Source organism: Nocardia colli, assembly GCF_008704205.1.
Classification (GTDB): Bacteria; Actinomycetota; Actinomycetes; order Mycobacteriales; family Mycobacteriaceae; genus Nocardia; species Nocardia colli.
In genome coordinates this window covers 18,874-31,540 of sequence record NZ_VXLC01000003.1, presented here as the reverse complement: position 1 = coordinate 31,540, position 12,667 = coordinate 18,874, and the positions used below count along the sequence as shown (strand labels likewise).

At 66.4% G+C, this 12,667-nt stretch carries 11 protein-coding genes; 7 read left to right on the top strand and 4 right to left on the bottom strand.

Annotated features, from left to right (window positions below; translation table 11 throughout):
- Positions 1 to 23: 23 nt before the first annotated feature.
- Positions 24 to 725 carry a hypothetical protein gene (locus F3087_RS07165; RefSeq protein WP_150401063.1) on the top strand — a complete coding sequence of 234 codons (702 nt, stop codon included), beginning with the start codon at positions 24 to 26 and terminating at the stop codon, positions 723 to 725.
- Positions 726 to 809: 84 nt separating this feature from the next.
- On the opposite strand, the gene F3087_RS07160 is transcribed toward F3087_RS07165, so the two are convergent.
- Both F3087_RS07160 and F3087_RS07155 read right to left on the bottom strand, forming a co-directional pair.
- Complete coding sequence (locus tag F3087_RS07160; protein WP_150401062.1) at positions 810 to 2,216, bottom strand: M14 family zinc carboxypeptidase; 1,407 nt, start codon at positions 2,214 to 2,216, stop codon at positions 810 to 812.
- Between the two features lie 175 nt (positions 2,217 to 2,391).
- Positions 2,392 to 3,411, bottom strand: coding sequence for an alpha/beta hydrolase (locus F3087_RS07155; protein WP_150401869.1), 1,020 nt, complete (start codon positions 3,409 to 3,411; stop codon positions 2,392 to 2,394).
- A gap of 273 nt (positions 3,412 to 3,684) precedes the next feature.
- On the opposite strand from F3087_RS07155, the gene F3087_RS07150 reads away from it, so the two are divergent.
- The 5 genes from F3087_RS07150 to F3087_RS07130 all read left to right on the top strand — a co-directional run bounded on the left by F3087_RS07150 (position 3,685) and on the right by F3087_RS07130 (position 10,397).
- Positions 3,685 to 5,097, top strand: a complete 1,413-nt coding sequence (locus F3087_RS07150; RefSeq protein ID WP_150401061.1) for a condensation domain-containing protein — start codon at positions 3,685 to 3,687, stop codon at positions 5,095 to 5,097.
- Positions 5,094 to 6,755 (top strand): MFS transporter, encoded by a 1,662-nt coding sequence (locus F3087_RS07145; RefSeq protein WP_150401060.1) that lies wholly within the window; start codon positions 5,094 to 5,096, stop codon positions 6,753 to 6,755. Before F3087_RS07150 ends, F3087_RS07145 begins: the two co-directional genes overlap by 4 nt.
- A gap of 206 nt (positions 6,756 to 6,961) precedes the next feature.
- The gene (locus F3087_RS07140) at positions 6,962 to 8,422 is read left to right on the top strand and encodes a glycosyltransferase family 39 protein (protein ID WP_191093826.1); all 1,461 of its coding nucleotides are present in this window, start codon (positions 6,962 to 6,964) and stop codon (positions 8,420 to 8,422) included.
- A 23-nt stretch (positions 8,423 to 8,445) separates the two neighbouring features.
- Complete coding sequence (locus tag F3087_RS07135; RefSeq protein WP_150401058.1) at positions 8,446 to 9,384, top strand: glucosyl-3-phosphoglycerate synthase; 939 nt, start codon at positions 8,446 to 8,448, stop codon at positions 9,382 to 9,384.
- A complete protein-coding gene (locus F3087_RS07130; protein WP_396897536.1) occupies positions 9,384 to 10,397 on the top strand; it encodes an alpha/beta hydrolase in 1,014 nt (337 codons plus the stop codon). The genes F3087_RS07135 and F3087_RS07130 overlap by 1 nt, the downstream gene beginning before the upstream one ends.
- A gap of 68 nt (positions 10,398 to 10,465) precedes the next feature.
- Here F3087_RS07130 and F3087_RS07125 read toward each other — a convergent pair whose 3' ends face one another.
- Positions 10,466 to 10,702, bottom strand: coding sequence for a hypothetical protein (locus F3087_RS07125; protein WP_150401057.1), 237 nt, complete (start codon positions 10,700 to 10,702; stop codon positions 10,466 to 10,468).
- 138 nt (positions 10,703 to 10,840) lie between these two features.
- On the bottom strand, positions 10,841 to 11,485 hold the full coding sequence (locus F3087_RS07120) for a TetR/AcrR family transcriptional regulator (protein WP_150401056.1): 645 nt from the start codon (positions 11,483 to 11,485) through the stop codon (positions 10,841 to 10,843).
- A gap of 105 nt (positions 11,486 to 11,590) precedes the next feature.
- On the opposite strand from F3087_RS07120, the gene F3087_RS07115 reads away from it, so the two are divergent.
- On the top strand, positions 11,591 to 12,622 hold the full coding sequence (locus F3087_RS07115) for a medium chain dehydrogenase/reductase family protein (RefSeq protein ID WP_150401055.1): 1,032 nt from the start codon (positions 11,591 to 11,593) through the stop codon (positions 12,620 to 12,622).
- Positions 12,623 to 12,667: the final 45 nt, after the last annotated feature.

The following is a 12,667-nucleotide window of genomic DNA, read 5'->3' as shown; positions in this document are numbered from 1 at the left end:
CGCCGCAGAGCCAAAGGAAGATCATGGGGATCAAGAAGATCGCGGTGGCGGCCACGTTCACCCTCGCCGCCACGGGAATCGTCGGGAACGTCGCGCAGGCCGAGCCCGCACCGGCGATCAGCGCCTATCCGAGCACGCTGACCGGCACGGAACAGGACGTCGCCTTCGCCGTATCGAGGTCGGCCGACGGCAAGAGCCTGTCCGCCGACCTGTTCGGCGGCACATTCTCGATGACCGAGGACGCGGTACAGGTCACCGATGCGACGGGCACCGTGATCGCCAGCCTGCCCCTGACCGTCGAACTCGACCAGGGCACCGTCGAACTGCGTCCGCGACTCGACGCGGCCGGCACCCATCTCACCGCCGAACCCGTCGGCTACTGGCGCCAGACCTCGCCCCGGGAACGCAGCATCCAAACCGGAATGGCCATCGGCGCGTTCACCGGCGCACTGGCCGGCGGCATCCTCGGCCTCGCCATCGGTATCGCGGGCGCGGGCGTGCTCGCCCTCATCACCCTCCCGGTCGGCTTCCTCGGCGGCGCCTTGCTCGGTGGCGCCATCGGCGCCGGACTCGGTGCGGCCGTGCCCAATTCGGATATCCCGGACCGCTGGGACTACGTGCCGGACCCGAAGCCCGACGACCGGAAACCGGATCCGGAGCCCTTCCCCAAGCGCGACCCGTGGAACGACTGCGACAGCATCAACCATTCGATCAACTGCCACTAGGCGATACCGCCGAGCAACTCTTCAGTCATGAGTTCACCGGCCCGGTCACAATGGACCGGGCCGGTGAACGTGTCGTGCGGGCAATCAGCGAACCGGGCTGGTCTGCGACTGCTTGTAGGGCGCGCCGGACAACTGGGCGGCGGTGGTGAACGACTTCTTCATCTGCGGCCAGAGGGTGCTGTCCACGCAGGTGTAGCGCGGCATGAAGCCACCGCACGTCCCGCCGTTCGGGCCGATCTCAATGGTGAAGCTGGCCAATCCGAGGGCTCCGTGCGCCTGATCGTCCGTGGTGCCCCAGGTCGAGTAGCCGACGGTCTCCTCATCGGTGCCGACCGTGAATCCGGCGGGCACGACCTTCTTGATCAAGGCGCGCAACTGTTCCCGGTTCTTCGGCGTCGCCGCGGTCGGGATGATCCCGTAATTCCCGTAGGAGTGCAGATCGATCACCACACCCTTCGCGGTATCCGGGACATCAGCACTGCCGGCCGGGCGCTGATTGGTGAACAGCTTCGCGTAAAGCCCCTGGATCGCTTGGGTTTCCGGCTCCGAGGCGGCACGCGGACCCTGGAAGGTCTGCGAGCAGGGGTTGCGCGAGTCGCCACCCCAGCGGACGGTGAAGTTGCGGTTCAGATCGACGCCCGGCCCGTTGCCGGACCCGTCGACGACCGAGCAGGACGACGGCGTCTGACTGTTGTCGACGTTCTTACGCTGCATCTTCGGCCGGTTCCCGCCGCTGGACACCACGTCAACACCGTCCGGGTTGGTCACCGGGACCACCCAGACCTCGGTGTTGTCCAGGATCGAGGTCGCCGTGCTGTCGGTGCCGTATCCGTTGGCGAGATAGTCGATCCAGCGCCACGCGATTTCACCGGTCGCCAGTTCGCGGGCGTGAATCTGCGCGGTCAGCAGGAAACGCGGCTTGGTCGACGTGGGCGACAAGGCGCAGCCGTTCGGTGCGAGCGTCGTTTTCGCCGAGGCCTTTTCCTGATCGGTCGCCTGCTTCGCGATTCCGGTCAAGCAGATGACGTTCATGGTGCTGCCGCCGGAACCTCGTCCGGCCAGCCAGGTTTTGCCGATATCGTGCACCTGCGCGATTCCGGGATACTTGGCGGCGACGTCGCGGGTATGTTTCAGCAATTCCGCCGAGGTGTGGTATCCGCCGTAGTACGACTTGTTCGCCTCCGGAGCGCGCAACTCCCCCGGCGTCGACTTGTATACCGGCTCCCGCTTCGACGGCTTCAGGCCCTTGTCCCGTAGCGCCTGCGCGCCCGCCTCGTCGACCGCGATGGTCACCTTGCCCGGACCTGCGGGAACCATCTCGATTCCGGCATTTTCGATGATGTCGCGCTGCGCCTTCGACGGCACCGAGACATCCCAGTAGTAGGGGGCGTCATCGGCGGCCTGCGCCAGCATCGGTTGCAGCGCAACCGTCGAGAAACCACCGACAACGACTGCGCTGATACAGGCGAGCAATTTCCGAGATCTGCTCATAGACTTCCCTTGTCTCTCGCGCCACTGTCCGGCAACATATTTCGCGGCGTGGCGTTGTTCGATCGGGCCATGTCGGCTCCTCCAAAGGGACGGGTGAATTCCCTATGGGCGGAGATTAAGCCTCTATGTCGGCCCGGTGAAACCCCAGTCGAAGTGGGGAAAGGGTTGTCCGTGTTTACTTGTTCAGTGCCGCTTCGAACAGCGGCCAGGAGTTGTGTAGATCCTGTTGCCAGTAGCCCCAGGAGTGGGTGCCGGATGGGCGCAGGTCGAAGGTCGCCGGAATGTTCAGCTCGCGGAGCCGGTCGCGGAGCTCGAGCGTGCACGCGCTGGTGATCGCTTCCAGGAGCGCGCCGCTGGTGAGCTGACCGACGAGTTTGCCTGCGTCACCGCGGGTTTGGTCGAGCGTGTCGAGTGGTCCGGGTTGTCCGGTGCCGGTGCTGATGTAGAGGGTGGTGTTGCGGAGTCGGTCTGCGTGGAGGTAGGGGTCGTTGGCGGCCCAGGTGGGGTCTTGGGGTCCTCCCCACATGTTGAGGGGGTTGCCTTTCCAGCGTCCGACGACCGCGGCGACCATGGCTTGGCCTCGAGGGTCGGAGGTGCGCACGCAGCCGCTGTAGGAGCCCAGAGCCTGGTAGAGCCCGGGTGCGGCCAGGGCGAGCTGGAATACCGAGGTCGCGGCCATGGAGATACCGGCGATCGCGTTGGCCCCGCTGCCGTGGAAGGTGGTCTCGATCAGGGGCGGGAGTTCCCTGGTCAAGAAGGTGGTCCATTGCTGGCGTCCGAGGATGGGGTCGTCGGTGTGCCAGTCGGTGAAGTAGCTACCCGATCCGCCGATGGGGATGACAATGTTGACTTGCTTGTCGGCGAAAAACATTGCCACATCAGTCTGATTCGTCCAGTTGCTGCCTTCACTGCCGCCGCTCGCTCCGTTGAGCAGATACAAGGCGGGAGCGGGACGCGAAACATCCTGCGCTGTATAGACTTCCAGATCGATCGGCGCCGCCATCGCGGTGGAATACACCGTCACCAACAACTGCCGGCCCACACCCGGACGTACCGAGACGATATGTGATCCGTCCGATTCGGGCGCAATGGCCGCCGGACCGGCGACCGCGACGGGTGCCGCCCCGGCGATCGACAACACGAGAGCGGCGACCAGACGGCAGGTGACACAGCGAATGCGTTGCCGCACCGGCATATTCGCAGCGAAGGTCGCCACCTGGTACCTCCCGGCCGATCGATGGTTGTGCTGGTGTGGCACCGAACGTAAGACGCTCTGGTGAGCACCGACAAGGCATCCGCGGGTTGTTTGGACAGCGGACCAGTCGCACGGCCTCGCGGCTGGTGCACTTCACAGAATCGGCCGATCTTCATGGACCACGCTGTGGTTCATATCGTTAACTCGGTAACTGTGACGGCGGTTGCACCGCCTTTTCTGGGGTTTCCCCATCGGCACGAATTGAGGGTACCTGTGGTTGGTTTCGGGTTCATCGAGGAATGGGTTCCAGCGCCGGGACGGCTCACCAGTTGGACCGCCACGCCACAATCGCTGGACGCGGCGCGGCGCGCGCCGATCCATCCGATACCGCCCTCGCACCAGCAAGAGCAATATCTGCGCGTCTTACACCGCGACGCGGAGGCCGGATTCGGCGGATCCCGCCTCTGCATGATCTCGTTCACGATACCGGGATCGCCCGACCACGCCGCCTGGACCAGCGCCTTCACCGCGTTCCTGCGACGTCACGACACCTTTCGCAGCTGGTTCTCCGTCGCGGACGACGGCAACGTTCAGCGCCACGTGATGTCCCCGTCCGACATCGACTTCAAGCCGACCGAGCACGGCGATCTCGCCGACAGCGCGGCAATTCGCGCACACGTGGAAATGCAGACGCCGAGCGCGCTGTGGTGGGATTGCTTCAGCTTCGGCGTAATCCAGCATGCCGATTCGTTCACCGTGTACGCGGGCGTGGACCATTTGCACACCGACGGGGTTGCGCAGGCATTGACCTGCGTCGATCTGTTGCTGCTCTACGGCAATGAATTGTCCGGCGGCAAACTCGAACCGCAACCTGTGGACGGGCACCTCACCTATTGTGAGCGCGAACGCTTCGGCAGCGCCGAATTGACCGCACAGTCACCGCACATCCGCACCTGGCTGGACCTGCTGCGGCGCAATGACGGTGACGTGCCGCATTTTCCGGCGGAACTGTCGGACGGAACCGAGCGCGGCGCGCAACGCACGGTGCACCTGATCGATGAGGCCGATGCGCTTCGTTTCGAGGAGATCTGCCAGGCCAACGGAGGCCGCTTCACCGGTGGACTGTTCGCCGCGGCTGCCTTGGTAGAGGCCGAAATGTCAGGCGGCGACTGGTATTTCGGGCTCACCCCGGTCAACACCCGCAGCACCGCGGGCGAGACTAGTTCGATCGGTTGGTACACCAGCCTGATCCCGGTGGAGTTCGAGGTCGATCGCGCCGGCACCTTCGCGACGATCGTGTCGCGGGCGCAGGAGGCGTACGACCGCGGCAAGGAACTGACCGATGTGTCGCTGCATCGTGCGCTCGAGCTGGCACCGCCCGAGCTGGGTATTCGCACGAAACTCGGCTGGACCGCGCGGATGCTGTCCTACGTCGACGTGCGCAAGATCCCCGGTGTCGAGATGTTCGATCAGATCAACGGCGGCATGTACGCCAGCCGCGGCCGGTCGCGTGACGTCTACATCTGGATCAACCGATTCAACGACGTCACGCAGCTCAGCCTGCTCTTCCCGGATACGCCGGCGGCGCACGCCGCGATCGATCGCTACATCGCCGCGACCAGAACGGTTTTCGCGGCCGTCGTCACCGACGGCGACTACGCGCCGCGCGTCGACGCGTTGTCGTGACGGCGTCTACTTCGCTGCCGGTCGAGGCGGAGCGCACCGCAATCACCTCGGCCGCGTGGGGCTCGCTGGGCGCGTGCCTGCTCGCCGTGTTCCTGCAGATGCTGGATCTGACAATCGTGAACACCGCGCTGCCGGAGATCGCCGACGACCTCACCGCCTCGGGCGCGGCCCAGGTGCTCGTGGTCTCGATCTATAGCCTGACCTTCGCCTGCACCTTGCTCACCGCCGCCAGGGTCGGTGCGATCTTCGGGCGGCGGCGGGTGTTCTTGTCGGCGCTCACCGTGTTCGTGGCGGCGTCGCTGTGGTGCGGGTTGTCGCAGTACAGCGAAGAATTGATCGTGGCGCGGGGTGTGCAAGGGCTGGCGGCGGCGGCGATGTCGGCGCAAACGATCGCGATCATCACGGCGTCTTTCCCGCCGGCCCGGCGAGCGCTCGCGTTCGGAATCTATGGTGCCGCAGCGGGTCTCGCCGCGATCGCCGGGCCGCTGGCGGGCGGTGTCCTGGTGGCGCTCGATCCGTTCGGGGCCGGCTGGCATGCCATCTTCCTGATCAACGTTCCGCTCGGCCTGGTCGGACTCGCGCTGGCGTATCGGTATCTGCGGCAGGACTTTTCGGAAGTCGAGGAACGACTGGATCTGCCGGGGGCGTTGCTGTCCACGCTCGGGCTGTTCCTGGTGATCTGTCCCGCGACGATCGGGCGTGAACGCGGCTGGCCGCCTGGGCTGCTCGTGCTCGTCCTGAGTGGGTGCGTGACACTGGCGCTCTTTGCACTACGCCAGTACCGGCTGACCCGCCGCGGCGGCAGCCCGCTGGTGCGCGGTGAGCTGTTCGCCGATCGCGGTTTCGCCCTGGGCGCGGTGCTGACGGTGGGGTTCTTCGGGGTGTTCGGCGGATTCCTGTTCAGCGTGTCGGTCGCGGCCCAATCCGGGCTCGGTATGTCCGCGATGCAGACCGCATGGCTGATGGTGCCGTTCGCGCTCGGCGGTGCACTCGGCGCTCTCGCATCACCGCTGCTGGTGGCCCGCTGCGGGGCGCGCGCACTGACGGTCGGCATGCTGGTGTTCGCGATCGCCGTCGTCGGTATCGCGGTGGTGATCGACCCGAACCGGACCGGCGTCGACACCCTGCTGCTGAGCGGACCGGTGTTTCTCGCGGGTGCCGGGATGGGCTGCTTCGCCGCTCCCCTGCCCGCCCTCATGCTGGCCGGCGTCGCCGACCGCATCACCGGTTCCGCCTCCGGGACCGTCCCCACACTGCAACAACTCGGTACCTCCGCCGGTGTGGTCGCGCTGGGCGGACTGTTCCTGCACCGGGTCAGCGGCACCGCGTCGGCCGCGACAGCCCAATCGGAAGCGGCTCTCGCGGAACAACTCACGGCCGCCGGCGTCCGTGCCGACCGCCAGCAGCCGATCCTCACGGGCTTCGCCGACTGCACGGAACGCGTACTGACCTCCCCCACCCCGGCCCTCGGCAGACACACCTGCACAACCGGTCGCGACCTCTTCGGCCCAGCACTGAACTCCGCAACCGACATCGCCACGGCCCACGCCTATCTCACCGCCTACACGACGGTGCTGTGGGTGGTCGCCGCCACCGCCCTCGCGCTGACCGCGGTCACCCTCGCCATGCCCCGCCACCCCGCTCGGATCGACCGGTGAATACCGGCGTGAGTGGTGCGTCGAGGGCACTCGGGCTCGGTCGCCAGGCAGCGAAACCGGCTGTCCTGTCATCGAAGCCAGTCCCTGAAGGCGCGACCGCCGCGATGGATAGAGCGTCAGTCCTTGTCGGTTTCGATCGCCGAGGTGTGCAACCGCCTGGCGAGCAGGTTCCGGGGTTCGCGGCCGTACCGGTCATTGTGGTGGCGGTGGCGACTGCGGCGATCCTGATCGCCAGGGCGAGTCGATATGGCTATTTCGGTGACGAGCTGTATTTCCTCGCGGCAGGGCGTCGGCTCGCGGTCGGGTATGTCGATCAGGGGCCGTTGATTCCGCTCGTGGCCAGGGTCGCGGATGTCCTTGCTCCGGATTCCCTTGTTGTGCTGCGTCTTCCCTCGATATTGATGGCCGTGGGCGGAATCTTCGTGGCGGCGGCGCTGGCTCGCGAATTCGGTGGTCGAGTCGGCGCTCAGCTGCTCGCGTGCATTGCTTACGCGGCATGCCCGTTCGCGATCACCCAGTCGGCGACGTTGTCCACCTTTGCTTTCGACGCGACGCTCTCGGCGATGATGCTTTGGCTTGTCGTGGCGTGGGTCCGGCTTCAGCGCGACCGCCTGGTGCTCGCTGCCGCCTTGGTCGCTGCGATCGATGTTCAGGTCAAGTTGCTGCTGCCAGTGTTGTTGGTGGGCATAGTGCTCGGCGTCGCGATGTTCGGTCCGCGCGAAGTGGTGCGGCGACCAGCGGTGTGGATTGCGGCATTTGTTGTCGCGGTAGCCCTGACGCCCGGTCTGCTGTGGCAGTCTGCGCGTAGCTGGCCGCAGCTGGAGATGGGCGCGGTCATCCGTGCCGAGCAGCTTGCCGCCACCGGTGGATCATTCGGTCTGCCAGTTCAATTCGCCACCCTCGCGGGACTGCTCGGGACTTTGCTTGCGCTGTACGGGTTCTGGGGTCTACCGCACCGTCCAGCGCTGGCTCAGTACCGCTTCCTCACCGTCGTAGCACTCATCCAAGTCGGGTTCGTGCTGGTCAGCGGTGGGAGACCGTACTATCTGGCGGCACTGTTGCCGGTGCTGTTCGCCGCGGGAGCGGTGACGACACAGGACACCGTGCCACCGCGATGGTGGCGCGGCAGTGCGATCGCATTGACGGCGGTGACGGTGACGATCGCGGCGGTCGTGGTCCTGGCACTGCCGCAACAGGTTTCGCGACTGTCCGAACCGACCGCCGATCAGCGCGAACTATCTACGCGACTAAGGTTTTACGGCACAACCGGCTGGCCAGAGCTGATCACCGCCGTCACCGACGCCTACACCCAGATCGATCCGGCGGAACGCGGCCGGACAGCGATCATCACCCAGACTTATTGGCAGGCAGCCGCGATCGACCAACTCGGCAGCCTCCCACCGGCCTACAGCCCGAACCGAGGCTTCGCCTACTTCGGCGCCCCACCGGACTCCGCGACCACGATCCTCTACGTCACGGTCGGCGACGCGGAACCCACACTGCGCCCACTGTTCTCGCAACTGCATGCCCTGACCCGAGCCGACGACCCGCTCGGCTTCCCCGGAATCTCACGCGGCGTCACGGTATGGCGCGGCGACGGCCCGACCCGCCCCTGGTCCGAAACCTGGCCCCACCTCCGCACACGCACCCTCGACTCCGGCCTCTGACCGAGCACCGAAAGGACCATCGCATGGCCGCCTCGCCTCTCGGCGCAACCGTGTTCCACCCCACCTGGTCCCAGGAAGAGTTACTCGAACGCAAAGGCAGCCGCACCATTTCGGTCGTGCTGCCCGCGTTGAACGAGCAGGACACCATCGCCGGCGTCATCGCCTCGATGCACGGCCTGCTCGGCACCCTGGTCGATGAGCTGATCGTGATCGACTCCGGCTCCACCGATCACACCGTCGCCGACGCCCGCGCCGCCGGGGCCACCGTCTACACCCGCGAACAGGCCCTCCCCGCGGTCGAACCGCGGCCGGGCAAGGGCGAAGTCCTGTGGCGCTCGCTGGCGGTGGCGAAAGGCGACCTGATCGTGTTCGTCGACTCCGACCTGATCGCGCCGAGCCCGCTGTTCGTGCCGTCCCTGCTCGCGCCGCTCCTGCTCGACGATGAGTTACATCTGGTGAAGGGCTTTTATCGACGTCCGCTGTCCAGCATCGGCCCGGCCGATTTCGGCGGCGGACGGGTCACCGAACTGCTGGCTCGCCCGCTGCTGACCGCGCTGGTCCCCGACCTCGCCGCGCTGATCCAACCGCTCGGCGGCGAATACGCCGCCACCCGCGCGTTCTTGACCGCGATCCCGTTCGCACCCGGCTACGGCGTCGAAATCGGGATCCTGCTGGACGCCTGGAAACGGCATGGCGCCCGCGCGATCGGGCAGGTCGATCTCGGCATCCGCGCGCACCGCAATCGCCCGACGCACGAACTCGCCGTGATGAGCCGCCAGGTCGTCGCGACCCTGCTCGCCCGCATCGGCATCCCGGATTCGGGAGTCGCGCTGCGGCAATACCTTCCGCACGGGTCGAGCTGGCGGACCGCCGAGACGGAGCTCTCGCTGCTCGATCGGCCACCGATGGCCGAGCTGATCGATACCGATCTCCTGGTCGCGCCCGAGATCGGAGTTCGCTGATGGCACCGACGAATTCAGCACGTACTCGCCGCGGCAGCGTTCGGATGGTGACGCTGATCGTAGGCCTACTGCTAGCTGTGATGAATCCCGTTGGAGCTTCGGCAGATCCAGTCTCCGCGTCACACATCGACCATCTGCGCTTCGAACAGCCGCGACTCATCGATGCCGGGGTCTACTCGGCGGCGATGAACTCTGTTGTCCGCGTGCGAGTCCTCCGGGCGGCCGACCCGGACTCCCCCGCCCCCACGCTGTATCTACTGAACGGCGCGAACGGCGGCGTCGACGGCAGCTGGCTCGACGAGACTGATGTGGCAACGTTTTTCGCCGACAAGCAAGTCAACATTGTCATCCCCATCGGCGGATCGGGTAGCTACTTCACCGACTGGCACACCGACGACCCCATCCTCGGACGCCAGCAATGGACCACCTTCTTGACCAGGGAACTCCCGCCCCTGATCGAGACCACCTTCCACGGCAGCGGGGCCAACGCGATCGCCGGTATCTCCATGGCCGCGACCTCGGTATTCCAGCTCGCCCTGGCCGCACCCGGGCTCTACCAGGCTCTGGGCTCCTACAGCGGCTGCGTGCGTACCTCCGACCCTCAAGGCCAAGCCATGGTCGCCGCAGTCGTCGGACGCTGGAAAGGCAACCCCCTCAACATGTGGGGAGGACCCCAAGACCCCACCTGGGCCGCCAACGACCCCTACCTCCACGCAGACCAACTCCGCAACACCACCCTCTACATCAGCACCGGCACCGGACAACCCGGACCACTCGACACCCCGGCGGCCCTGCACGGCGATCTGATCCAGTCGACCTGGCAGCTCCTGTTCGGCTCCCCCCTCGAGGCCGTCATGAACCTGTGCACCCACCAGCTACGAGACCGCTTCCAGCAGTTGGGCATTCCAGCCACCTTCGACTTCCGCCCGATCGGCACCCACTCCTGGGGCTACTGGGAACAAGACCTGCACAACTCCTGGCCTCAGTTCGAAGCAGCCCTCAACAAGCGATAGGGCGGCACCTTCGGCGATGTGCCGAAGGTGCCGCCCCATCTACCGATTCGCGGCTCGAACCTGCCTTCTCAGCAGCGAACGCTGACCTGCCGATCGTTGCTATCGCGCAGGATGTACTCGCTTCCGTTGCTGTTTTCGGCGGTGATCTTCCAGTCCTGTCCGCCGATATTGACGTGCTTGCCGTAGTGATATCCGTGGCCGCACACCGCGTCCTGCCACACATCGGCCTGCGCCGGTCCGGCGATCACCGCACAGCCTGCGCCGGCCACGACAGCCATAACCCCCACGCGAAACAGCGTTTTCATTTACCCCACCTCGGAATACCTTGTCGGAAACTCATTTTCGACGGCCGCCAGGCGAGCGTAACGCGACGTTGCCGACCGATTCCACCATCGGCAACGATCTTGGCAGTGCCCTGCCACCACGGCAGTCCGCACTAGGCACTAGGGCGTGGGCTTCAGATGTGCCAGTGCCGTGATCATGCGCTCGGCGATATCCGGCGGCCACGGGAAAGCGACAGTGGCCGCCCGCTGATGGGCGAGGCCATGCAGGCCGAGCCACAGCCCGATGGTGTCGGCGGACAGATCGTCACTGGTCGCCTGACCGGCGTCGACGCAGTCTTGCAGCAGTCCGGTGAGCAGGTGCAGGGTCACGTCGCCGAGTGAGACGACGTCGGACTCGGTCAGCGTCGTGTCGTCCAGTGCGGGCATCCACAGGCCGCCGAACATGGTGCGATAGCGCTGCGGATACTGGTCGGAGAACTCCAGGTACGCGTGACCGAGGGCGAACAGCCGGGCGCGCGGATCGTCACCGGCCGCGGCCAGCGCAGCCCGCAGATGTTCCTCGAGTTCGGCGAACGCCTGCTGCACCACCGCCAGCATGATGGTGGGCTGATCGGGAAAGTGCCGGTAGATCGATGGCGCGGCGATGCCCACGCGGCGTGCGACGGAACGCAGCGTGACGGCCTTTTCATCGCCCGTCTCATCGAGCACCTCGACGGCCGCGGCCACGATCTCGTCGCGCAGGCGGGCGCCTTCCCCTCGGCGGTTGCGTACGCGAGCAGGAGACTCGGTCATGTTGTCTGCCATACCGTTAACTTACACCCGAAAACTTATCTGCGTTACCCCTTGATTCCGCAAAGCTAACGTGTGTATGTTTACAGTCGTAATCACCCACTGAGCGCGGAGAACGACATGAACACCACCACTGTGACCACCGAGGTAGTGCTGCCAGGCAAGGTCGAGGCGACCGGCCTGCTGCTCCGCACCCGCGATCTGTCCGCGCCCCGCACGGGCCAGGTCGTCCTGCGGATGGACGCGACCGGCGTGTCCTTCGCCGAGCAGCAGATGCGCCGCGGCAAGTACTACGACCAGCCCCCGTTCCCCTTCGTTCCCGGCTACGACGTGGTCGGCACCGTCACCGCCGTCGGCCCCGAGGTCGATGCCGCGATGGTCGGCCGCCGGTACGCCGCGGTCGTCAAGGTCGGCGGCTGGGCCAGTCACCTGCTGATCGACGCCGCCGACCTGGTGCCGGTCCCGGACAGCGTCACCTCGGCCGCCGCGGAGACGGTCGTGGTCAACGGGATCACCGCCTGGCAGATGCTGCACCGGATGGCCGCGGTGCCGAGCGGCGCGACGATCGTGGTGCTCGGCGCCAACGGCGGCGTCGGTTCCACCCTCGTGCAGCTGGCCAGGCACGCCGGCATCCGGGTGATCGGCACCGCCTCGCCCCGGCATCACGAGATGATCCGCGAGCTGGGCGCGATCCCGGTCGACTACCGGGACCCGGAGATGTACCAGCGCATTCGGCAGATCGCGCCCAACGGTGTCGACGCTGTGTTCGATCATGTCGGCGGCGCCGGCTTGGCCGAGTCCTGGTCGCTGCTGCGCAAGGGCGGCACGCTGGTGTCCTACGGCACCGCGGCGACGAAGGACGAGGACGGCAATTCCCAACTGCCGGTGCTGAAGTCGTTCGCGCGGCTGGCCGCATGGAACTACCTGCCCAATGGCAAGAGCGCCTACTTCTACAACTTCTGGGCGGGCAAGCGCCGGCTCGGCGCGTTCCGCAATCGGCTGCACGAGGACCTCGTCGAGGTGCTGCGGCTGCTGGCCGACGGCGTGCTGACGCCGCAGATCGCGGCGCAGTTCCCGCTGGCCGACGCCGCACAGGCGCTCGCGCTCGCCGAATCGCGCACCGTCGCAGGCAAGGTCGTCATCACCGCCTGACCGATCACCGTCACATCACTCGCACCGACTGCTCAACCCTGTTCA